At 35.7% G+C, this 22293-nt stretch carries 23 protein-coding genes; 14 read left to right on the top strand and 9 right to left on the bottom strand.

What is annotated here, in order from left to right; genetic code table 11:
• Positions 1-5 precede the first annotated feature (5 nt).
• Together J2772_RS14750 and J2772_RS14745 are read left to right on the top strand one after the other, a co-directional pair.
• The gene (locus tag J2772_RS14750) at positions 6-1370 is read left to right on the top strand and encodes a RagB/SusD family nutrient uptake outer membrane protein (protein ID WP_209917935.1); all 1365 of its coding nucleotides are present in this window, start codon (positions 6-8) and stop codon (positions 1368-1370) included.
• A 326-nt stretch (positions 1371-1696) separates the two neighbouring features.
• A complete protein-coding gene (locus J2772_RS14745; protein ID WP_209917933.1) occupies positions 1697-3832 on the top strand; it encodes an alpha/beta hydrolase family protein in 2136 nt (711 codons plus the stop codon).
• Between the two features lie 146 nt (positions 3833-3978).
• Here J2772_RS14745 and J2772_RS14740 read toward each other — a convergent pair whose 3' ends face one another.
• Genes J2772_RS14740 through J2772_RS14725 form a run of 4 tightly spaced genes read right to left on the bottom strand, consistent with a single transcriptional unit; the run spans position 3979 to position 6217 of the window.
• Positions 3979-4257, bottom strand: a complete 279-nt coding sequence (locus J2772_RS14740; RefSeq protein WP_209917932.1) for a DUF6520 family protein — start codon at positions 4255-4257, stop codon at positions 3979-3981.
• 20 nt (positions 4258-4277) lie between these two features.
• On the bottom strand, positions 4278-5777 hold the full coding sequence (locus J2772_RS14735) for a DoxX family protein (protein ID WP_209917929.1): 1500 nt from the start codon (positions 5775-5777) through the stop codon (positions 4278-4280).
• 18 nt (positions 5778-5795) lie between these two features.
• Complete coding sequence (locus J2772_RS14730) at positions 5796-5963, bottom strand: hypothetical protein (RefSeq protein WP_209917927.1); 168 nt, start codon at positions 5961-5963, stop codon at positions 5796-5798.
• Between the two features lie 17 nt (positions 5964-5980).
• Complete coding sequence (locus tag J2772_RS14725) at positions 5981-6217, bottom strand: hypothetical protein (RefSeq protein ID WP_209917926.1); 237 nt, start codon at positions 6215-6217, stop codon at positions 5981-5983.
• Between the two features lie 277 nt (positions 6218-6494).
• Between J2772_RS14725 and J2772_RS14720 the strand changes: the two genes are divergently transcribed.
• Both J2772_RS14720 and J2772_RS14715 read left to right on the top strand, forming a co-directional pair.
• The gene (locus tag J2772_RS14720) at positions 6495-8198 is read left to right on the top strand and encodes a helix-turn-helix domain-containing protein (RefSeq protein ID WP_209917924.1); all 1704 of its coding nucleotides are present in this window, start codon (positions 6495-6497) and stop codon (positions 8196-8198) included.
• A 46-nt stretch (positions 8199-8244) separates the two neighbouring features.
• Complete coding sequence (locus tag J2772_RS14715) at positions 8245-9090, top strand: RteC domain-containing protein (protein WP_209917922.1); 846 nt, start codon at positions 8245-8247, stop codon at positions 9088-9090.
• 51 nt (positions 9091-9141) lie between these two features.
• Here the strand turns inward: J2772_RS14715 and mobC are convergent, their stop codons facing one another.
• The 4 genes from mobC to J2772_RS14695 form a co-directional block, all read right to left on the bottom strand.
• Positions 9142-11142, bottom strand: a complete 2001-nt coding sequence (gene mobC / locus J2772_RS14710) for a conjugal transfer protein MobC (RefSeq protein ID WP_209918061.1) — start codon at positions 11140-11142, stop codon at positions 9142-9144.
• A gap of 124 nt (positions 11143-11266) precedes the next feature.
• Entirely contained in the window at positions 11267-12520 is a 1254-nt protein-coding gene (mobB, locus tag J2772_RS14705) for a conjugal transfer protein MobB (protein WP_209917920.1), read from the bottom strand.
• Positions 12517-12951, bottom strand: a complete 435-nt coding sequence (gene mobA / locus J2772_RS14700) for a conjugal transfer protein MobA (protein WP_209917918.1) — start codon at positions 12949-12951, stop codon at positions 12517-12519. The genes mobB and mobA overlap by 4 nt, the downstream gene beginning before the upstream one ends.
• Positions 12952-13150: 199 nt before the next feature.
• Complete coding sequence (locus tag J2772_RS14695; protein ID WP_209917916.1) at positions 13151-13375, bottom strand: hypothetical protein; 225 nt, start codon at positions 13373-13375, stop codon at positions 13151-13153.
• A 210-nt stretch (positions 13376-13585) separates the two neighbouring features.
• Between J2772_RS14695 and J2772_RS14690 the strand changes: the two genes are divergently transcribed.
• From J2772_RS14690 to J2772_RS14680, 3 genes are read left to right on the top strand one after another with little or no spacing between them, the layout of a single operon-like run.
• On the top strand, positions 13586-14353 hold the full coding sequence (locus J2772_RS14690) for a ParA family protein (RefSeq protein ID WP_209917914.1): 768 nt from the start codon (positions 13586-13588) through the stop codon (positions 14351-14353).
• A gap of 4 nt (positions 14354-14357) precedes the next feature.
• Positions 14358-14753 (top strand): DUF3408 domain-containing protein, encoded by a 396-nt coding sequence (locus tag J2772_RS14685; protein ID WP_209917913.1) that lies wholly within the window; start codon positions 14358-14360, stop codon positions 14751-14753.
• Between the two features lie 9 nt (positions 14754-14762).
• Positions 14763-15380 carry a hypothetical protein gene (locus tag J2772_RS14680; RefSeq protein ID WP_209917911.1) on the top strand — a complete coding sequence of 206 codons (618 nt, stop codon included), beginning with the start codon at positions 14763-14765 and terminating at the stop codon, positions 15378-15380.
• Between the two features lie 33 nt (positions 15381-15413).
• Here J2772_RS14680 and J2772_RS14675 read toward each other — a convergent pair whose 3' ends face one another.
• Positions 15414-16388, bottom strand: coding sequence for a YhcG family protein (locus J2772_RS14675; protein WP_209917909.1), 975 nt, complete (start codon positions 16386-16388; stop codon positions 15414-15416).
• Positions 16389-16574: 186 nt separating this feature from the next.
• Here J2772_RS14675 and J2772_RS14670 point away from each other — a divergent pair, with 186 nt between their 5' ends.
• Genes J2772_RS14670 through J2772_RS14640 form a run of 7 tightly spaced genes read left to right on the top strand, consistent with a single transcriptional unit; the run spans position 16575 to position 22293 of the window.
• Complete coding sequence (locus J2772_RS14670; RefSeq protein WP_034692230.1) at positions 16575-16880, top strand: DUF4134 domain-containing protein; 306 nt, start codon at positions 16575-16577, stop codon at positions 16878-16880.
• 9 nt (positions 16881-16889) lie between these two features.
• Positions 16890-17222 carry a DUF4133 domain-containing protein gene (locus J2772_RS14665; RefSeq protein WP_209917907.1) on the top strand — a complete coding sequence of 111 codons (333 nt, stop codon included), beginning with the start codon at positions 16890-16892 and terminating at the stop codon, positions 17220-17222.
• The gene (locus J2772_RS14660) at positions 17219-19729 is read left to right on the top strand and encodes a TraG family conjugative transposon ATPase (protein WP_209917905.1); all 2511 of its coding nucleotides are present in this window, start codon (positions 17219-17221) and stop codon (positions 19727-19729) included. Before J2772_RS14665 ends, J2772_RS14660 begins: the two co-directional genes overlap by 4 nt.
• Positions 19730-19777: 48 nt before the next feature.
• Positions 19778-20383 carry a DUF4141 domain-containing protein gene (locus tag J2772_RS14655; protein ID WP_034692369.1) on the top strand — a complete coding sequence of 202 codons (606 nt, stop codon included), beginning with the start codon at positions 19778-19780 and terminating at the stop codon, positions 20381-20383.
• A 1-nt stretch (position 20384) separates the two neighbouring features.
• Positions 20385-21377: a conjugative transposon protein TraJ gene (traJ, locus tag J2772_RS14650; protein ID WP_209917903.1), complete on the top strand. Its 993-nt coding sequence runs from the start codon at positions 20385-20387 to the stop codon at positions 21375-21377.
• Positions 21378-21389: 12 nt separating this feature from the next.
• A complete protein-coding gene (traK, locus tag J2772_RS14645) occupies positions 21390-22013 on the top strand; it encodes a conjugative transposon protein TraK (RefSeq protein WP_209917901.1) in 624 nt (207 codons plus the stop codon).
• Between the two features lie 10 nt (positions 22014-22023).
• The gene (locus J2772_RS14640; protein WP_228442124.1) at positions 22024-22293 is read left to right on the top strand and encodes a hypothetical protein; all 270 of its coding nucleotides are present in this window, start codon (positions 22024-22026) and stop codon (positions 22291-22293) included.

Genomic DNA, 22293 nt, shown 5'->3' with positions numbered 1-22293 from the left:
ATCTTATGAAAACAAATAAATTTATAATCAGTATCATTATCGTAATATTATGGTCTTGTGAAAAAAGTATTGATGTTGATTTTCCCAATACCCAAATCGATGTAACACAGGTATTTGAAAACGTTAGTACAGCAGATGGTGCATTAAGTAATTTATATGCGGAAATGTACAGCTTCTCTGTATTAAATGGTGGAACTGCAGGAAGTGGAGCTTTACTTGGGAGCTATACGGATGATCTGAACTGTTATATGGCAGCTTCTTTAGGTGGAGCACCGGACATTTTTAATAACCAGCAACTGTCATCTAATTCCGTTATTAAAAATTCATGGGCTAATTCGTATAAACAGATTTATCTTGCCAATTCTATTATAATCGGTGTTGATGCTTCGTCAGGTATTGCAACGAAAGATAAAAATCGAATAAAAGGGGAAGCGCTATTTTTACGATCTCTTATCTACTTTTATCTTACTCAGATGTTCGGGGATGTACCCTACACAACAACGACTGATTTTACCATTAATCAAAAAATAGGTAAAATGAACGATATAGAGGTGCTTACTACTATTCATAATGATCTCATGCTCTCAATTGATTTATTGGAGGATAACTATCGTAATACAGATCGGATTTATCCCAATAAAAAAGCAGCTGAAATGATGCTGGCAATAGTCTGCATGCAGGAAAATAAATGGTCACAGGCAGAAAATTTACTGAAAGACATCAAAAGCAACAGTTTATATGCTTGGGAGCCTGATGTTTCAAAAACATTTAAAAAATCGGGTAAGCACATACTTTGGCAATTTAAGCCCTTACAGGCAAACCTGCCTACTAATGAAGCATCTATGTATTACTTTACGACGGCTGCGCCAACAGGTTATGCTTTGTCAAATGATCTGGTCAATGCTTTTGAAATAACGGATTTAAGACTCCAAAAATGGATTACAAAAATCACGGTAAATCAGAATGTTTTTTACCGCTGTAATAAATATGTTAATGCAGTCAACAATTCAGATGAATATTCTATAGTATTTAGAATGGAGGAAGTAAACCTTCTTTTAGCAGAAGCTTTAGTAAGGCAAAATAGAAAAGAGGAAGCACTTCCATTGCTTAATGCTGTGAGACAAAAGGCTGGTAATTCTAATCTGGGGCTATTATCAAATGAGCAGATTCTTGAAGAATTATTGAATGAAAATAGGAGAGAGTTCTTTGCTGAGAAAGGGAATCGCTTTTTGACCTTAAAGCGATTCGGTCAGCTTGATCAACTTAATACAGTTAAACCTAATTGGCAGAATTTTCATAAAGTATGGCCAATTCCCCTGAATGATCTTCTGCTTAATCCGAATTTAAATCCTCAAAATCCTGGGTACTGATGAAAGCTATTTTAATTTGTGTGAGTCTAATATTCTTTTGTTTATTGCATTCACAAAATAAAGACCAGGTAATTCCTGATTCATTACAAAGGCACTATTACAATGTGAGTTTTCCCAGGATATCACCTAATGAACAATATATAACTTTTAATAAAGCTTATGACAGAAGTTCGGATACGGTAGTACTTATCAATAGAAATAATAGAGATTCAGTTATTTTTGAAAGTGGAAAAGTGCTGGCTAATTCCATAAATTTCACCTCAAATAACAATTTGATGATGCGACATGGTAAAAACTTTCAATTACTTATTTTACCATCCTTACAAATGAAAGTTTGGGAAAATGTTACAAATTATTATTGGCTTCCAGATGATAAGTTAATATCCATATTGCAGGAAAGAAAACTTAAGATTATAAATGAAAATGGGGAAGAGAATAATGTAGTAAATAATGTAATCGGTATAAATAAAATAGATGATGTATTGTATTTCATCACGGAAGATGATAAAAAAAATTACAGTCTTTATGAATGGAATCTAAAACAGAATAAAAAAATATATTCCTCTTCTAACTCCAAAATTGAAGTTAAGTATCGTGATCAGGATGGTCTGTTTATTTTAGAACAGGATGAAAATAGCAAAAAAGCACAACTTATATACAGGAGCTCAACGGATCATAAACTATTTGTGTGCAATGATTTTATTGATTCTGTTAATTTTAGTGAGATTTCAAAATTAAACGACGGAAAATATTTTATTCATTTCTTTCCTGAACTTAAATCCAAGTCTAAAGATGAGGTGGAGGTGTGGTATGGGAACGATAACAAAATCCAAACAAAATTTTACAATGGTTACATTGGTAAATATTTTATTTGGTCTCCCAAAGAAGAATATTCTTGTGAGATTTTAAATGAAAGGCTAACCCATCATGCTTTCATAGGGAACAATAGATATTTACTTTCATTTGATCCCTATTATCAACATGATTACACGAAACGTTTTCAGACCTTCAATTTACACAGGTATGATACGCTGCTTGATAAATATGATTTTATAATTGATTCCGGCTCAATGGTATTTAGTGATGATAATGGAAAATGGATTTTAACATATCAGAACAAAAAAAAATGGATATTGTATGAAGTAGGAACTTTGAACTTTTATGAGATACAATTGGATACCCATGAAAATGCTTATTTTTCTAAAGATGGTAAAAGAATACTTTTTGAGGGAATGGGGGAGTTATTTGAATATGACATACACAAAAAGAAGCAAAATAGATTTCCTCTTAAATCAGGTTACAGAGCTAAAATAAAAAATGGAACAATGCAAAATGTTTTATCCTCTTATAATATTTACCGTAGCAGTTATGATGCAAGTAATCCCGTTATCATTGAACTTTATGATAGGGATCAAATAAAAAATACTTGGATGTCTTTTAATGGTAAAATGGCAAAAGATATTATTGAGGTCACAGATGATGATATAACTGCTGTAGATTGGAGCGGGGGAGTGAAAAAATTACTCTATGTCAAAAGTAATATCAACAAACCGCCTCAACTGATTTTAAAAAAACATCAGAAGGAAGAAATTGTTTACGAAAGTAATTCTCTTGACAAGGAGGCTAAAAATATTTTTTCCAAGACTATATTATATAAAAATAGCCAGGGGCAGTCATTGCAGGGAATTCTATTGTATCCAGTCAACTTTAAAGAGGGTAAGCAATATCCTATGATTGTTACGATCTACCAAAAACTCAGATATATGAGAAATAAGTATCTGGTTGACGGTATTGGAATGAATCCCCCAACAGAAGGTATTAATGTGCGTAACCTGTTAAGAAAAGGATATTTCGTATATATGCCTGATATAGTTTTTGATTCCCGCGGAACTGGTAGATCTGCCTTAGATTGTGTCACCAGCGCTATGAATGCTCTTCAAGGTTATAGCTTTATAGATTTTAAGAAAGTAGCATTAATAGGACATTCACATGGAGGATATGAAACCAATTTTATCGCTACTCAATCCAACCTGTTTGCAACCTATATTTCTGGAGCCGGAAACAGTGATCTGGTTAGATCCTATCATTCATTCAATTATAATTTCAATAGACCTTTTTTCTGGCAATTTGAAGATGGACAGTATGAAATGCCGGGCTCTTTCGTTGAGAATAAAATGATATATATTGACAATAGCCCAATTTACCATGCTGAAATGGTTCAAAAACCCATTCTTCTCTGGACCGGCAAAAAGGATTATAATATTTTTTGGGAGCAGACAATGGAATTCTATTTAGGACTTAAAAGAAACCATAAAAAAGTTGTTGCTCTTTTTTATCCTAATGATGAGCACAGCTTATCAAAAAATAATAATCGTATTGACCTATACAGCAGGATTTCCGACTGGTTAGATTTTTATCTGAAGAATAAAAGCGTCAAATGGATAGATAAAATGATGGAATAATAAAAGCTGTCTCTAAAACAAGCGCTATGTTTTGCAAATATATAAGTTAGATTAAGTAGGTAGTTTAGATTTAGAACCTTTAACCTTGCTATAATCACTGTGCGGCAAAACTTTCCGTATGCACTTTATTTAGAGACAGCTATTGTCTAGTTTGGTTGAGTATGGGTCAATTTGTTTGGACAAACCGTTCCATTCAATTGATAGAGATCTTCAGAACCCATACCAATATCTGCTGTACAAGTGAATGAACCTGAAGTGTCGCAGTCCTTTAAGCTGTTAACACATTCTGGTGTTTCACCTTCTCTAAACACGTAGCCTCTAATAATGGCTAAATTGTCATTTTTCTCTAAATGAGTAGCGAACGCGCTACCTACTCCTGCAAGCAGTACAAATGCTGGCAATAGGAGTGTTTTTAAATTTTTCATAAGAATAATTTTTGATGTGCCTACTGTTCCAAGGGTTTTCGGCTTTCCCCTTTATTGAATTGTTTTGTTATGGTCTGCGCAAAACGATAACGACGCAATTCTGTACCTGACAATATGTAAAAGAAATTATCAGTAATTAAAATTTGGGACAATCTGTTTTTTCCTCTGTTTTCAACATATATACTGCCCCAATAACCCGCAGGCTCAGTAGTATAAATATCAACTATTGAGTTTTTTTTCCATAGGTCATTAGACTCATGTTTACCTTTTAGATTAGAAATATTAAAGATTAAACCCTTATGAACTTCCATATTTTGATTCACAACCATTGGAGGTGCGATCATCTTTTTTGTGCCGTCACTTAAAGTCTTAATGTTTATCTGTGCTTTCGTAATAGTATCGATAGTTTTCATACGTGAATGAAGTTGTAAGTTAGAGTCTACTTCCAGTATTTGGTTCCTATAGTAAAACATATAATAAGCTTTGCCTGTGCTATTATCAAATAATAGTTTTCCATCAACATCGAAACCTCCATCTTTTTTCGCTGTCAATGGAAAATTGCTCATTCTTGTGTAATGTTCATTTTGTGTTGACAATGCCGCAATTAATGTTTCACGTTTTGAATTATCTGTGCTTAAAAAAAATGAATTCCTTGAAGTAGCTGTTAAATGATTAAAAAAAATATCTCTGTAACTAATCTCTTGAATTGGCTTATCTAATGAATCTAATGCTGATCGATAAATTATCGGAACACTACCATCATATGCGAACAGGCTATTATACTGAATAGAATATTTTAATTTACGAAAACGATGTTTTGTAGAAGGAGTTATTGCAATAGTATCGAATTTTCTAAATGATTTGTCAATTTTAATAATTTTAAAAGGACTGGTCAAATTTGCGAGATACAAGTGATTATCATCATTTCCAGCAAAGTAATATGAGTTAACGTTAAGATCAATTGATCCCTCTTCAATGATTGGATGGTGAGTAAATCTTCTTGTGAAATTATTCTCCTTTTTAATGATGTACTCTGATGTAAAAAATAAAGTTATCACAAATAGGATACTGAACAGATTTGTGGATGCCAGCAAAATATATTTTCTCTTAGAGTCTTCCTTTTTTATAATTGAAATTACCCCTAGTAAAAAGCACACCAGGTTAAAAATCAGATGTTCAGTCCATCCCATTTTTTCCAAGATTCCTCCACATGAGCAAGGAATAAAGTCACTGTAATTTAAAATGAGAAATATATAGATCGTAAATGCTGACATTAAGGCAGTTGATAAGTATAATCCGGTTAATCTGCTGCTTGGGAAAATTAATAACAGTACAATAATTAATTCTACGATAATAACAGCATAGGAAATAACACCTGCATAAGCACTAAGTAATGGTGATTGAGCAATCTGCACTTGAAAGTTTTCAAAATCAAGCAATTTGCTCACACTTGCATAAACAAACAACAGAATAAAAAAGCAGGAAACAGTTTTGATAAAGATAGTTTGTACGTTTTTCATGGCATGTCATTATTGGGTTTAACAGACCTGAACCAACCTCCATTTGATTTTCCATCCGCAATATTCAGGCATCGGTTCACCCTTAAAGAGGGTTATAGTTGTTTTGAAATTCCCCATACTTTCCCAGATGCCACTCTTTGGACATGGTAAGCCTGTAACAACTGTTATGGAGGTATGAGGAATCATAATTTTATTTGAAGTTTTTAATCTTTGGCAAGCCGCCAATTATCACCGTCTCTGACGGGAGGATCTTTTGTTCCAGGATCTTCAATGACTTCTATGGATTTAGCAGAATCCTGTTTCATTACTAAGCCATTTATTGTGGGCTCTGATTTTTCAATATATTCACTATTTGAAATCGTATCTTCATCTCGATGGGTGCAGTTTTGTAGACAAACTGCTATGATGATTATGCTAAAAAATGGGATAAACTTTTTCATTTTGATAATTTTAATTGGGTTATCCCGGCCGGATTATATTAGAATTCTGATGTCAAAATTATCCGGCTTATGAGCTGAAAAAAACTGTTATACGGCTCTATTTTAAAATTGTTACGTCTCAATTTTAAAATTAATACATGAGAATATCAGAGTTTAAGTGGTTGTATTTGCGTATTTTACAGGATTTTTGTCTTTCTGTTATTTAATTCATTGAAATTTAATTTATTTAAAACATAAATGTTTATTTTTGAGATGGTTAGGTTCTAAATATCAGTCTATGAAAAAGTTTTATTGCTTTCTCATCTTATTTCCTGTTTTTTCACAATTTTTATTTTCACAAAAGAAAGAAGAAAAAACTTTCAGTGAAATTAGAAAGCCTTATGAAAAAATGGCAATAGATGACATTCATGCGATGCCTTATGTAAAACTGTACATTGAGAAAGCAAAAAACGAAAATAATTTTTCAAAGCTGATTCAAGGGTATAGAGATGCAAGACAGTTTGACTATAAAAACAAGATGAAGTATGCTGACAGTGCACTTACTGTCAGTTTGCAGCATGGAAGCCAAGATGACATCAGTAAAGAATATTTAAGCAAGGGAATCATCTATTATTTTTACCAAAAAAAATTTAAGCTGGCTTTAAATGAATACATTAAAGCCTATACGCATTCAAAAGGCTCAAAAGATGAGTACCATAGGTATAAAGTCCTTTATCATTTAGGAATTGTAAAAAGTCATTTGGGCTATTATGATGACGCAATGAACCATTTTCTTGAATGTACTTCATTTTACAGGTCAAAGTTGAATGAAAACCATCATGAAAATGAACAGTTTAACTATGAGAAGGCGTATCTCAACTGTTTACATCAATTGACTGTACTTAACAGATATCTGTATCATTTTGCCAAGAGTGATAGTTTAAGCAATTTAGGTTATCGGCTAACTGCTAATAATAGTGATTTTGTACTTGAAAAAAGCTATTTCCTAAAATGCACCGGAATTTCCAGATTTCATCAAAAAGATTATGTTGGTGCTGAGGATCACTTGCAAAAATCTTTACCCAATATTCTAAAGAGAAACGATTTCGCCTGGGCTTCTGTAGTATATTATTATCTGGGTAAAACGTATGAAGCACAGGATAATGTAAATAAGGCTGTAGGATGTTATAACAAAATAGACTCTATTTTCAATAAACATGATTTTATACTTCCAGAGGTCTATAAGAGTTATCACTATCTTATCGATCATTATAAAGATAAGGATGTCAAAAAGCAACTGTACTATACCAATCAGCTTTTAAAAGCTGACAGTTTAATCAGTAAAGATTTTCCCTATTTATCTTTGAAACTTCATAAAGATTTTGACCGACGTACACTGATGGATGCAAAAGAAGAAATCGAGAGATCCAGTACTAAAAAAATAGTATTGGCTCAGATACTGATTGCTTCAGGAAGTGTAGTTCTTGGTTTTTTTGTTGTCCGGTATCGAAGAGATCAAAAGATAAAAAAACAATATCAGCTTCTTCAAAAGAGAATCGCTGAAGGAAAATATAATATGAATGATACTTTAAGAGAAGAAATGATAGAACTGCCTGTAAGAAAGACTTCTCTTACCCCGGAAATAACCTTAGAAATAAAAGAAAAACTTCAGAAGTTTGAGCAGGAGCAACATTTCAAAAAGAAAGGGATTACGCAGAAAAGTATTGCTTTAAAGCTGGGAACCAATTCCCACTATCTTTCGGTTTACATCAATGAGCAAAAAGGGATGAATTTTAATAAGTATATGGCTGAACTACGCATTAATTATATAACAAATTTACTCAATACGAACAGTAAATATTTAAATTATACCATCGAGGCTCTGGCTGATGAATGTGGTATAGCGGCACGCCAGAACTTTTCAAATCTGTTCTTTGATATCAATGGGATCAGACCTACTGATTATATAAAGAATCGGAAAAGGGAGCTGGGTATTAGTTGATTAAGTCGTGCTTTAGGTAATTTTTGTAAATTCCTTAAAAAAGGACATGGTAACAAAAACTATTTTTAAAAGAACTTCGAAGTTATTGGAGGATCTGGACCTAAAGATTAACGAAGTCAATGCTGACGGAAATGATCTGATCAAAATTTCAGAAAAGGCATTACTTATTATTGATGAGTCGATAAGGAAATTAAAACTTCTGGTTTCAAATCATCATTTTGATCATATTGCTGAAGAAGTATTGTTTTTTAAAAAACTGAAACCGCAGTTTATCTCAAAATTTATTTATTATTCTGCAGTACTGGATATTGAATCTCATAAACCGGCTGCCGGAAATAAGACCTTAAAAAAATATTATGAAGCAGAACAGGAAAAATTGAAAGACTTTTATTTGGAGCATTCTGAATTTTACAGTTACTATAAACGGGAAGCAACCTATCTTGATCATAAAATATTTGTTCGCAATTCCTACGATCTAAAAATGAAGCTATCATCCGGATTTTATAATTATGATCCGAATTTTACAACATCCCACGATCATATGATCGCCAGATTTATTTCCAATCAGCAATTTGATCAGTATTTAAAAAAGCAAATTGAAAATTCGAATGATACCTTTACCACTAAAGTATTTTCTCCTTTGAGCTGGTCGGGATCAAAGGTCGGACTTATTGAGCTTATCTATGCGCTTTACCAGATGCGTTGCTTTAACGGTGGTAATATAGAGTTAAGCGAAGTGATAAAATTTACAGAAAAGTCATTGGATTGCGATTTAGGTAACTTTCATAAAACCATCTTTGAAATCCGTAACAGAAAACAGGGACCAACCAAATTCCTTCAATTGGTGAGTGACAATTTGAATCAATATTTTATGAACATTGATGCTGAGTAACATAAATACAAATAGAAACCTCAAATCGTATGGTATTTGAGGTTTCATTCTTTAATCCGAGTTCAATAAATGTTGCAAATCAGGATCATTTTTTATTCGATCCATTTCATCTGTGATGATATTGAGAATATCTGACTTAATTTCTCTATAATTATCTTGAATCAGCCTGGTCATAGAATCATTCTCGTCTTCATCAATAAAGGATCGGATCTGCGGTATCTGCTGAAAGCTTTTCATTTCTTCAGAAAGCTTAACATTGTCTACGACAATCTCGGAATGAAAAATCTTCTGCTGAATCCTTTCGTCAAAGTTATCAGATACAGCACCGACAAAAAATCCCTGGGTTAAGGTAGAGATCTTCGAAGCAGGTATCAAACTGTCCAATTGGGTAGAAATGGAGGTGGAAGTATCGTTCCTATTGATGGATATACTTTGTCTTTTTTGCAGTATTTTTCCAAAACGTTCGGATAAGGTTTTGGCTGTTTCCCCTACTACCTGTCCGCTGAAAATATTGCCGACCGTATTCTGAATCACTTTACTTTCCTTATCTCCATAATCTCTTGTCAGCTGGGAAAAATCCTGAAACCCAAGACATACGGAAACTTTATTGCTTCTGGAAGTAGCAATCAAATTATCCAAGCCTCTGAAATAAATAGTAGGCAACTCGTCAATAATGACAGAACTTTTTAACTGTCCTTTTTTATTGATCAGTTTAACAATTCTTGAATTGTATAACCCAAGAGCAGCAGAATAAATATTCTGACGATCAGGATTATTTCCTACACACAGAATTTTAGGCTCATTGGGATTATTGATATCCAAAGAAAAATCGTCGCCGGTCATTACCCAGTACAATTGTGGTGAGATCATTCTAGACAAAGGAATCTTAGCCGATGCGATTTGTCCCTGTAGCTGATCCTGGGCACCTCCTTGCCATGCATCCATAAAAGGAGATAGGTAGTTCTCTAATTCAGAATAAGAGGTTAATATCGTAAAGACCTCTTCATATTTTTTGTTCAACAGTTCAATAGCGTGTGGAAAAGTGCAGTATTTGCCGTTCTTATATATCTTAAGAAACCATATGATGGCAGCTAGCAGTATGATAGGACTCTCAACAAAGAAATCGCCTTGTTTTTGTATCCAGCTTCTGTTCAGGTTTAACATAATGGTATAGGCCGCTTCATATGCATCCGATATATCCGTCATAAAATCGGGGTTTAAAGGATTACATCGATGGCTTTTTCTAGGGTCGTCAAAGTTGATGATATAGAATTTCGGCTTTACGGTATAAGCATCAGAATGATTGAGAAGATGGTTGTACGCGATAGTAGACAAATCATCGAATTTAAAATCATAGATGTACATAGAAAATCCTTTTTCGATATGCTGTCTGATATAGTTGTTGACAATGGCGTATGATTTTCCCGAGCCTGGTGTTCCTAAAACAATGGTCGCACGAAACGGATTGACTACATTAATCCATCCCTGATGCCAGTTCCCCTGATAATAGAATTTTGTGGGAAGATTAACCGAGTATTCATTATAGAGTAATTGGGTTTCCTGCTGAAAGCTTTCATTCTCATTGTTAAAAACATCGGTCATTAAGTTTGTTTTGAGTAAACGGCTTATCCAGACTCCTGCCTGCATCAAGAAGATGTATCCGGAGCCGGTAGAGAGAATATAAAGCAGAGCTGTAAAGCCGGTATCAAGTTGTAAAATAATTGAGTTTAAAAAGAATAGTACAAAGCCAATAGAAAAAGCAATACTAATTTTTTTCCAGGTGATCTTTTCATTTTTTACGCCTTTGGTACCAAGACAACTCAAACCTAACAAAACAATTGCGAAGAGCTTAGAGTAGATGGTATGAGAAAATAACCCTGCTGTTTTGTTAAAATTATAAAGTATTTTATTGATGAGTTCCAGTGTCCATTGTTGCTGTGCAAAAAATCCGTAACAAAACCAGTACAGATGAATTAGTACCAGAATAATGCTTACCGCTCGCATAAATGCCATGATTTTGGCAAGCCCTCTTAAATCTTCTTCACCCTGCATATCACATTTTAGAAGCATAGATACAGGATCAGGTATTCTCAACTATAAATGCGCCGTTGCAGGCATACATTGGCTGACTATGGTTCTGAGAGTATAATTATAAAGGTAGTTTATCAAAATGAGGTTATTTTTTTCTTCTTTTTCTTTTTCTCTTTTTCATTTGTGATTCAAAAATTTGTTCCTCCTGATCCTCATTAGTATCTGAAGACAATAATCCGCTAAAAAATCCGTCAAATACTTCGTAGCTGTTATTGTTGAAGAAATGTTCTGAAGATTTTTCAAGCGATATATCATTATTAGAACTATTATATGAACTGGTTTCAGCCTTTTTTTCTACCTCATTCCACAGTTTATTGAATGCGTTGGCTGAAAGCTCTTTACTCAGCTGTGAACCATTCCAAACAGATTTGGAGTTATGGTCTATGAATGTAATTCCGTAGATCCTTTCATCATCATTCTTTCGTATGACTGTAGCGATTCCCTGTTCCAAAAGTTGAGTCTTAAAAGAAGCTTCCGATTTACTTGTGCTGAGAGCGGCTTCTATAGTTCTTTTAAGAATGAATTTTGAAGGATCATTTTTCATTTTCACTTTTGACTTCTCAATAAGGGCTTGAATATTTTTTACTCCTACATGCTTACCAAAAAGGGATGATTTAAAAGGATTGCTTATTTTTTTTCCATTTTTATCCGTTGCAAAATAGACCATTCCTTTTCTCATTTTTCCGTGCAGTTCTCCAGTAACCTCTTCACAGGAAATATTGAATTGAGAGAGTAAAGCGTTATATGCACCTATGCCTTGAAAGCTGTAGGTTTGAGGAAGGTGTCGTAGTATCGAGGATAATTGTGTTTTGATATTCCCCTTAGTATAATCTACAGGTTTAAAAATAGAGTTTTGATTTAAATTTCTATTCTCACCAGCAACTTTTAAGTTGTATTGTCTTTCCAGTTTTCTGCAGGTTTCCATTGATCGGGGGTGATCATATCGATCTGATATTTTCTTTCCGTCGATCTGGACACAGGTGGTCACAATATGAATGTGCGTTCTGTCAATATCAGTATGTTTAAAAACAACATACGGTTGGTTGCCATAACCCATTTCCTGCATATATTGCTGAGCCATTTCCCGATAATCTTTGTCATTAACCTTATCTTCAGGATCAGGATTAAGTGAGATATGTCTTACCGGTTTTTCAGTTTTGTTATTGGCAATCAAGTAGGGTTCAAAGTACTGATGAAAAAATTTAACCGAATAAGGTCGATCCCACAAATCAGGAATCTTATTAGTGAATAAAACCGTTCCTTTTTCGTTGTCCACCTTCTGTTGATTGTAGGTAAGAGCACCCCATAGGTTTTCACCTTTTCCAATTTTAGCGATCATTTTTCAGAATTTTTTTGAATATGGTTTTGTTCAAATTCTTTGGTGAGTTCTATAATCTGCTTACCAATTAAAGCTAGTTCTCTGGTATGATTTTCCAGTTTAAAGAGATAGAAAGACGCTTTTTTCTCAGTAAAGTTTCGGTATAAAATTTTTACAATCTGATTATAATTGTTTCCAATCGATTGGAATTGGTAGAAGAATTTGGTCAATTGGGTATGATAATCTATTGTTGAAATATCCACTTTTACAATTTTTAATTCTTTCTGAAACAAAATTGTTGTAATAAATTTCGCTTTGTTACTCATTCCGGAAGCCTCATATAAATTTAAAAACTTTATATTTTCTTCATCCGTAAGTCTAAATACATGCCTGTTTTTACTTGGATTAAGCTTGGACTTACGCCCGCCTTTGCTTTTTTTATTTAGGTCCATCGCATTTAATTTAATATTAGTAAAATCATGACTTCGGAGTGATTTTTAAAGCCCCAGCCAGGGCAAGTTGTTTTGAGGCACGAAAAAAGTTATGAGGCACTCAAAACATAACTTGCTCCTTTCGGGTGAAAGGAAATTTCAGTAAGAAAATATATTTAATGCTTTAAAGCATTAAAAACAGTCCAACTCCAAAAACTCCTTAGTCTTCCAACACAAAGTAAGCTTGTATGATATAGAAAAACAGAATGTTAGACAAAGCCATAGACTGACACTTTACGCCAAAAACTACCATTAAGAATATTCCGAAGAAGAAATCGTATTCATTTGTATCAGATTGAAAGCGGGACTTCCCAACTGCAGATTTGACAGAAATCTTGAACAGCAGAACCCCTGCATGCCAGCTTTCCGGAATTCCAGCTCTCAAGATAGTCTCTTTGAAAGATAGTTGTCAGGAAATCAATTTTTAAGGATTGCAGGATGAATGGCATTCAGCCAGAACTGATTGAAGTCAATACAGCTTTAGGGAATTCCGTCCAGTAGCACTGAAAGCTGTACAGGGAACCTGATATATGTATTGCCCAGGGGCTGTCAATCAGTCTTTATTCCCAATTATGTATAACCAAAATCAAGCAAAATGAAAACAAAAAAACAACCTACCATCATTGCATTTTCCACCCAAAAAGGAGGCGTGGGAAAAAGTACTTTTACATCACTTCTAGCAAGTATTCTTCATTATCGGATGAGGTATCATGTTGCCGTTTTTGACTGTGACTTTCCACAGTACAGTTTACTCCAGATGAGAGAGCGGGATTTAAAAATGGTGATGCAGAATGAGATTTTAAAAAAGATCGCTCACAAACAATTTACGAATATTAATAAAAAAGCATATCCCATTTTCCAGAGTAAAGCCGACCAGGTTTTAGAGGATATAGATGCTTATGTTGATGGATCTGAAACAATTCCTGATGTTATATTTTTAGATCTACCGGGAACTGTGAATACCGCCGGTATTTTAAAAACTTTGACGAAAGTCCATTATATTTTTTCTCCCATTACTGCGGATCGTGTTGTGCTGGAAAGTACGTTAAGTTTCACCGATGTTCTGACCAATGTATTAATGAAAGAAACTCAAACGGGAATTCGGGCTGTACATCTATTCTGGAATCAGGTGGATGGAAGAGAACGGACGTTGCTCTACAAAAACTACAGTAAAGTGATTTCAGATTTAGGACTGCCACTTATGGAAACAAGTATTACAGACAGTAAAAGATTTCGGAAAGAAGGAGAGTTGACAGCAAAAACGGTTTTCAGATCAACATTACTGCCTGCAGATCCTAAATTGTTAGCTCAATGCAGGCTGGATCAATTTGTAGAAGAATTTTTAAGAATTGTAAAACTATAAGAATATGGAATATGAAAAAAATAACAATGATGAAAGGGGGATCGATGAACAATATCTGATGTCCATTATGGCAGGAAGTCCTGAGAAGGAATTTCTTTCAAAAACTGATGGTTTTCCAAAGGAGAAAGGTGGGACAAAAAATAAGTTGAAGAATAAAAAAACATTAGATTTAAGTTATGTCGAGCAGTTTCTTACTCATCACACAATGACTAAGCGGGGTGATAAAAGTATCTATATCCGTCCTGAATATCACGAGCGCCTCTCGCGCATTATTCAGATTATTGCCGATGACCAGATTTCTCTGTATGCTTATCTGGATAATATACTGGCGTATCACTTCGAAATGTTTGAAAAGGAAATTACTGATGATTTCAATAAAAAATACCGTCCCATTTTTTAATATCATTTTATGGAAAAAATAATCATTATAGGTTTATTAATTGCTATCATTCTAATTCTTCTCAACAGAAGATTCCAAGTCAAAGTCCGTGCGAAAGATAGGGGTAATACTAAGAAAAGTTCTCCATCTATAATGGGAGATATTAAGCAAACAAAAAGAAAAGGTTTGCCAGTTGAAGCCACTGGAAGCCACCTTGAATTTACTTCATTAGCAGAAGATAATTTTGAATCAGAAACCAGGAACGGGAAAGCTGAAGATGTAACCGAGAATAAAAATCTTGATAATATTCTAATCAAGGATAATTGGGGGCAGGAGGAAGAAGATTGGAAGTATCAGGACTCTAATATCGAAGGCGGGTTTGCTACGGGGGTTACCTTTCAGGAATTGAGTACTGCGGGTCAGCTGTTACAGCGAAAAATACTGGAACCGGATTTAGAACAGCAAGCAGTTGCTATAATTCAAAAAATTCATGGGACCGAGCTTTTTGATCTTTTGGAGAATTCGTTGGGGGAGGCTTCGAAGCGTATTTCAAATTTGTTAAGTCAGAGCATTTCGAATGATGTTGAAGGCATATCTTCCAGTTACAAAGATGGTGTTGAAGGTTTCGATATTGGGGAGTTTGTTTAGGCAAATTCCCCTTTTGTTATTAAGAAGTTTCAACTAAGATCTGTTATCAAACAATTCATGCAGTTTTTTCTGCAGAACCTTTTTGTCGGGAAGCTGCGTTTTGTATTCAGAAACCATTGTCGGAGAAAGACTTCTACTCAGCGCATATTCTACTACTTCGCTGTCTTTGTCTTTACAAAGCAGTACGCCGATGCTTGGATTTTCGTTCTGACGTTTAATATCCCTGTCCAGCGCTTCCAGATAAAAGTTAAGCTGACCCAGATGTTCGGGTTTGAATTTATCTGCTTTCAGTTCGAAAGCGACAAGGCATTGCAGCCCCCTGTGGAAGAATAAAAGATCGATATAAAAATCAGAATTGCCGACCTGTACTTTGTACTCTTCGCTGATAAAAAGAAAATCCCGTCCTAACTCCAGGATAAAATTTTTCATCTGCTCAATTAAACCTTTTTGGAGATCATTTTCATTGAATGTTTCAGGCAGATTTAAAAAGTCAAATACATAGCTGTCTTTAAATGTATTGACTATATCAGCGTTAGTTTCTCTCAACACTGTTGAGAGTTTTGAATTTCCAATCATCGTTCTTTCAAAAAGGCTGCTGGATATCTGTCTCTCTAACTCCCGGAAGCTATAATTTTCCTGTTTGGTCAACTTGATATAAAATTCCCTTTCCTCGATTGATTTACATCTGGAGAATATGGACAGATTATGAGACCAGCTGATTTCTCTCAACAGTGTTGAGATTTTTGGAAATTCCTTGTAAGTCTCATAAAACTGCTTCATTCTCCAAAGATTCTTATCCGAAAAACCTTTTAGTTCAGGTTCATGAGTCTGGATAAACTGAGAAAGTTCTTTAACCACAGATTGTCCCCATTCACTCAGCTCTACCTTTTTGCTGATATACTTACCAATATTCCAGTATAGATCGATGAGTTCCTCATTGACTTTTCTTATCGCATTGTTACGAGACTGTTTGATGAGCTCAATAATATCTGTGAACCTTTTATCCATGATTTCTCTTTTTTGAAATTCCTTACAAATTTACAATTAATTATACAGGAATTCTGACTGGCGCACGGTTCTTTAACAGCCAAAAGATTCCATCCAATGCCATTCCTGTTACTGAGTACCTAGACTCGGACATCTTTGTCTTCAAGCCCGTAAAGTGCGGGTTTCATAATCAAAAATCTATTCATTATGAAAAAACAAAGAAAAAAATTGCTGTACGCAATTTTAACATTCGTAACAATTAATTCGGTATTTGGTCAAGGCAATGGTTCAGCCGGAATCAATGAGGCTACACAGATGGTCACTTCTTATTTTGAACCCGCTACCCAATTAATTTATGCCATCGGTGCAGTCGTCGGACTCATCGGAGGCGTAAAAGTCTATAACAAGTTCAGCAGCGGTGACCCTGATACCAGTAAAACTGCTGCCAGCTGGTTCGGAGCATGTATCTTCTTAATTGTTGCCGCAACCATTCTTCGTTCATTCTTCCTTTAAATGACAATTATGAATAACTATCATATCAATAAAGGAATAGGAAGGACGGTAGAGTTCAAGGGACTTAAAGCGCAATACCTCTTTATATTCAGTGGAGGACTCTTAGGAATATTGATCTGTATCATGGTTATGTATATGGCAGGCGTCAATACCTATCTGTGTTTAATTCTCGGAGGATTCAGCAGTGGACTTCTTACCTGGCAGACTTTCGCACTGAATAGAAAATATGGTGAGCACGGTCTGATGAAAATGGGTGCTCAAAAAAAGCATCCAAAATACATCATCAGTCGAAAGAGTATTTATCGGTATTTGAAATCTAACCGTAAAAGAACAGACGTATGAGAAATTCTTCCAAGGCAGCCACTTTGGAAAGTAAATTTCCACTGTTGGCGATTGAAAATGATTGTATCATTTCAAAAGACGCTGATGTTACGGTTTGCTTTAAGGTCAGACTCCCCGAACTGTTTACTGTCGCTTCCGCTGAGTATGAAGCCATGCATTCCGCTTGGTTTAAAGCGATTAAAACACTCCCGGATTTCACCATCGTTCACAAACAGGACTGGTTTATGAAAGAAAACTACAATCCTGATTTGTCACAAGAAGACCAGAGTTTTCTTTCCAAATCATTTGAAAGGCATTTCAATGAGAGGCCCTTTTTAAATCATTACTGCTACCTGTTTATCACAAAAACAAGTAAGGAGAGAATGCGGATGCAGAGCAACTTTTCATCACTCTGTAAAGGAAAACTGATTCCAAAAAAGATTAAAGACAAAGAAGTCATTGGTCGTTTTCTTGAAGCGGTCGATCAGCTGGAGCGGATTATGAATGACAGCGGTTATATCCATTTGGAAAGGATGACAGAAGATGAGATATCAGGAACTTCCGAGAGATCAGGACTACTGGAACAGTATCTGACTCTGTCCCGTGAAACCCATCCATCATTGCAGGACATCAAATTAGGCTCAGAAGAAATGCGGATTGGTAACAACCGGATTAGTATGCACACCTTATCGGATACGGAGGATTTACCAAGTACTGTCTCATCACACAGTCGTTATGAGAAATTAAGCACCGATCGCAGCGACTGTCTTTTATCATTTGCTTCTCCGGTGGGACTTCTGCTCAGTTGCAATCACATTTATAACCAATATCTGTTCATCGACAATAGTGATGAGAACCTTTGCCAATTTGAAAAATCAGCAAGGAATATGCACTCTTTAGCAAGATACAGCAGAGCCAATCAGATCAATAAGGAATGGATAGAAAAGTATTTGAATGAAGCACACTCTTATGGTCTTCAATCTATCCGTGCTCATTTTAATGTGATGTCATGGTCTGACAATTCTGCTGAATTCAAGCAGTTAAAAAATGATACTGGTAGTGCGCTAGCCTTGATGGAATGTAAGCCCCGTCATAATACCACGGATACAGCTACCTTATATTGGGCAGGAATTCCCGGTAATGCAGGCGATTTTCCTAGTGAAGAGAGCTTTTACACATTCATCGAACCTGCTGTGTGTTTTTTTACAGAGGAAACCAACTATCAGGATTCACCTTCACCTTTTGGGATCAAAATGGCTGACCGTTTGACCGGAAAACCGATTCATCTGGATATTTCAGATCTGCCGATGAAACAGGGGATTATTACGAATAGAAATAAGTTTATCCTTGGTCCATCGGGCAGTGGTAAATCATTCTTCACCAACCATATGGTGCGACAGTATTATGAGCAGGGAGCGCATGTCCTTCTTGTAGATACCGGAAATTCCTATCAGGGATTATGTGAACTCATTAAAGGAAAGACCAAAGGAGAGGACGGGGTTTATTTTACTTATACCGAGGACAATCCTATCGCTTTCAATCCATTCTATACTGATGACGGCGTTTTTGACATTGAAAAAAGGGAGAGTATAAAAACCTTGATTCTGACTCTTTGGAAAAGAGACGATGAACCACCAACCCGTTCAGAGGAAGTGGCACTCTCCAATGCAGTCAGCGGATATATCGAAAGAATTAAAACCGATGACCAGCATCCTTCTTTCAACGGATTCTATGAGTACGTCAAAGATGATTATCAGAAAGTATTGGAGCAAAAGAAAGTCAGGGAAAAAGACTTTGATATTGCCAACTTTCTCAATGTGCTGGAACCTTACTATAGAGGAGGAGAGTATGACTATCTGCTCAATTCAGAGAAGCAGCTGGACTTATTATCCAAGCGTTTTATTGTTTTTGAAATCGATGCTATTAAAGATCATAAAATTCTATTTCCTATTGTAACCATTATCATAATGGAGGTCTTTATCAATAAGATGCGAAGACTCAAAGGAATCAGAAAACTCATCCTTATCGAAGAAGCCTGGAAAGCCATTGCCAAAGAAGGTATGGCTGAGTATATCAAGTACCTGTTCAAGACCGTCAGGAAATTCTTCGGAGAAGCCATTGTAGTAACTCAGGAAGTTGATGATATCATTCAGTCACCGATTGTGAAAGAAAGTATCATTAATAATTCGGATTGTAAGATTCTTCTTGACCAAAGGAAGTATATGAACAAGTTTGATGATATTCAGGCGATGCTTGGATTGACTGATAAAGAAAAGTCCCAGGTGCTGTCGATCAATATGAACAACGATCCGAGAAGGCTGTACAAGGAAGTCTGGATTGGACTGGGTGGAACGCACTCTGCAGTCTATGCCACTGAAGTTTCAACACAAGAATATCTGGCATATACTACAGAAGAAACGGAAAAGATGGAAGTGATGAATCTTGCATCGGAACTTGACGGCAATGTCGAACATGCCATCAAGAGGATTTCTCTTAAGAGAATCAAATCGAATAGAAAAGACCATTAAATCATTTAAAAATGTACAACAATGAAAAATTTAATCATTAAAACCTTAATGGTAGCATTCTTTGCTACCGTAACTTATACAAAAGCACAATTTGTCGTAACAGACCCTGCAAACCTGGCTTCGGGAATTTTGAACTCAGCCAATGAAATTGTACAGACTTCTTCAACGGTATCTAACGTTGTTAAGAACTTCAATGAAGTTAAGAAAGTATATGAACAGGGTAAAGAGTATTATGACCAGCTGAAAGCCATCAATAATCTGGTCAAAGATGCCAGAAAGGTTCAGCAGACTGTCCTTTTAGTGGGTGATGTTTCTGAGATGTATGTCAACAATTTCGGTAAAATGCTGAATGACCCCAATTTTAATGCTCAGGAATTAGCTTCCATTGCCAATGGTTATTCTGCGCTTCTTACGGAGAGCACGGAGCTATTGAAAGAACTCAAAGAGATCATCACTTCTAACGGTCTTTCTCTGAATGATAAAGAAAGGATGGATGTTGTTGACCGGGTTTATAAAGAGGTCAAAGCGTATCATAATCTGGTACGATACTATACCAACAAGAATATTTCGGTCAGTTATCTCAGAGCAAAAAAACAGAACAATACCCAAAGGGTGCTGGATCTTTACGGAACCTCCAATCAAAAATACTGGTAAGATGGAACCGAATAACTTACACGAAGTACTTCGTTCCGTTTATGAGGAAATGATGCCGATGTGCGCTGATATGGCTGTTGTGGCAAAAGGGGTCGCCGGATTAGGCGCTTTATTGTATGTAGCACTAAAAGTCTGGCAGTCATTGAGTCGTGCAGAATCGATTGATTTGTTTCCCATGCTGAGACCTTTTGCCATAGGCATCTGCATTATGTTTTTTACCACATTGGTTTTAGGAAGCCTTAATGGAGTGATGAGCCCGATTGTTCAGGGCAGCCACTCCATGTTGGAGAATCAGGTCTTGGATATGAACGAGCTGCAACAGAAAAAAGATCTTTTAGAACGGGAAGCGATGCTCAGGAATCCGGAGATGGCTTACCTGATTTCAAATGAAGGATTTGATAAAAAGCTGGAAGAGCTCGGATGGTCACCATCGGATCTGGTCACGATGTCCGGAATGTATATTGAACGAGAAATGTTTGCCATCAAAAAAGATATCAGAGATGGTTTCCGGGAGTTTCTTGAAATTCTGTTTCAATCGGCAGCCTTAGTTATTGATACCATCAGAACATTCTTTCTGATAGTGCTTTCAATCTTGGGACCAATAGCATTTGCGATTTCCGTCTGGGATGGTTTCCAAACAACTTTAACCCAGTGGCTGACCAGGTACGTTAGTGTTTACCTATGGCTTCCTGTTGCTGATATATTCAGTGCCATTCTTGCCAAGATGCAAACTCTGATTTTAGAACGGGATATCGAGATGCTCGCAGATCCCACTTTCATTCCTGATACCTCCAATACGGTATACATCATCTATATGGTAATTGGGATCATCGGTTATTTTACGGTACCAACGGTGACTGGCTGGGTGATTCAGGCAGGAGGTGCAGGCAACTTTATGCGTAATGTAAACCAAACTGCTACGAAATCAGGTAATGTTGCGGGAGCAGCAGTAGGTTCTGCGACGGGTAATATTTCGGGAAGATTATTAAAATAAAAATACAGTTCTATGGAATTTAAAACATTAAGAAATATTGAGAGCAGCTTCAAACAGATCCGTTTGTTTACATTCGTTTTTGCGGTGTTGTGTTTTGGAGTCGTAGGGATTGTGGTATTCAAATCCTATCAGTTTGCCGAAGAGCAGAGTCAAAAGATCTATGTGCTGGATAACGGCAAATCATTGATGGTAGCCCTTTCACAGGATATGTCGATCAACAGACCTGTAGAAGCAAGAGAGCATGTGAGACGATTTCACGAATTATTCTTCACCATTGCCCCAGACAAGAATGCTATTGAAAGTAATGTCAAAAGGGCTTTCAATTTGGCTGATCAATCCGCATTCAATTACTATAAAGACCTTCAGGAAAAAGGTTACTATAACAGAATCATTTCAGGTAATATCCAGCAGAGAGTTGAGGTAGACAGTGTCGTTGCCAACTTTGATAGTTACCCTTATGACGTAAAAACTTATGCAAGACAATTCATTATCAGGTCCAGTAATCTTACCATCAGAAATTTAATTACCAACTGTTCATTGGTTAATTCTGTACGGTCTGACAGCAATCCTCAGGGATTTATCATTGAAAAATTCAACGTGCTTGAAAATAGAGATGTCGAAACTGTTGAACGCTAATAAGACCGATATGAAAAAACTAAGAGATACACTCGAAAATTATGTTGTAAAGATTGATACACACTGGAAATCTCTTCCTGTAGAGCGACAAAAATTCCTGACCAAGGTTTTCTTTGGTGGTTATGTTTTGATAACCGTCATCGTCATTGTGAATATCTGTATTTCGACAGGTCAAAGAAGTAATACCATTTCTATCAATCATATTGACGGCATTTCTAAGAAACCTATCGAAAAAGGATCGAAGCATAATGAAATAGTAAACTCATCCACTAAAAAATAG

It is taken from the genome of Chryseobacterium jejuense, from assembly GCF_017877355.1.
GTDB classification, from domain to species: domain Bacteria; phylum Bacteroidota; class Bacteroidia; order Flavobacteriales; family Weeksellaceae; genus Chryseobacterium; species Chryseobacterium jejuense_A.
This window is presented reverse-complemented; position numbering and strand designations above follow the sequence as displayed.

Coding starts and splice junctions, on each gene's coding strand:
- J2772_RS14690 (WP_209917914.1), top strand. CDS start 13,586: ATGAAAACAAAAAAACAACCTACCATCATTGCATTTTCCACCCAAAAA.
- J2772_RS14640 (WP_228442124.1), top strand. CDS start 22,024: ATGAAAAAACTAAGAGATACACTCGAAAATTATGTTGTAAAGATTGAT.
- J2772_RS14680 (WP_209917911.1), top strand. CDS start 14,763: ATGGAAAAAATAATCATTATAGGTTTATTAATTGCTATCATTCTAATT.
- traJ (WP_209917903.1), top strand. CDS start 20,385: ATGGAACCGAATAACTTACACGAAGTACTTCGTTCCGTTTATGAGGAA.
- mobC (WP_209918061.1), bottom strand. CDS start 11,142: ATGCAGGGTGAAGAAGATTTAAGAGGGCTTGCCAAAATCATGGCATTT.
- J2772_RS14655 (WP_034692369.1), top strand. CDS start 19,778: ATGGTAGCATTCTTTGCTACCGTAACTTATACAAAAGCACAATTTGTC.
- J2772_RS14735 (WP_209917929.1), bottom strand. CDS start 5,777: ATGAAAAACGTACAAACTATCTTTATCAAAACTGTTTCCTGCTTTTTT.
- J2772_RS14740 (WP_209917932.1), bottom strand. CDS start 4,257: ATGAAAAATTTAAAAACACTCCTATTGCCAGCATTTGTACTGCTTGCA.
- mobA (WP_209917918.1), bottom strand. CDS start 12,951: ATGGACCTAAATAAAAAAAGCAAAGGCGGGCGTAAGTCCAAGCTTAAT.
- J2772_RS14685 (WP_209917913.1), top strand. CDS start 14,358: ATGGAATATGAAAAAAATAACAATGATGAAAGGGGGATCGATGAACAA.
- J2772_RS14725 (WP_209917926.1), bottom strand. CDS start 6,217: ATGAAAAAGTTTATCCCATTTTTTAGCATAATCATCATAGCAGTTTGT.
- J2772_RS14750 (WP_209917935.1), top strand. CDS start 6: ATGAAAACAAATAAATTTATAATCAGTATCATTATCGTAATATTATGG.
- J2772_RS14670 (WP_034692230.1), top strand. CDS start 16,575: ATGAAAAAACAAAGAAAAAAATTGCTGTACGCAATTTTAACATTCGTA.
- J2772_RS14715 (WP_209917922.1), top strand. CDS start 8,245: ATGGTAACAAAAACTATTTTTAAAAGAACTTCGAAGTTATTGGAGGAT.
- J2772_RS14660 (WP_209917905.1), top strand. CDS start 17,219: ATGAGAAATTCTTCCAAGGCAGCCACTTTGGAAAGTAAATTTCCACTG.
- J2772_RS14665 (WP_209917907.1), top strand. CDS start 16,890: ATGAATAACTATCATATCAATAAAGGAATAGGAAGGACGGTAGAGTTC.
- J2772_RS14730 (WP_209917927.1), bottom strand. CDS start 5,963: ATGATTCCTCATACCTCCATAACAGTTGTTACAGGCTTACCATGTCCA.
- traK (WP_209917901.1), top strand. CDS start 21,390: ATGGAATTTAAAACATTAAGAAATATTGAGAGCAGCTTCAAACAGATC.
- J2772_RS14745 (WP_209917933.1), top strand. CDS start 1,697: ATGAAAGTTTGGGAAAATGTTACAAATTATTATTGGCTTCCAGATGAT.
- mobB (WP_209917920.1), bottom strand. CDS start 12,520: ATGATCGCTAAAATTGGAAAAGGTGAAAACCTATGGGGTGCTCTTACC.
- J2772_RS14720 (WP_209917924.1), top strand. CDS start 6,495: ATGAAAAAGTTTTATTGCTTTCTCATCTTATTTCCTGTTTTTTCACAA.
- J2772_RS14675 (WP_209917909.1), bottom strand. CDS start 16,388: ATGGATAAAAGGTTCACAGATATTATTGAGCTCATCAAACAGTCTCGT.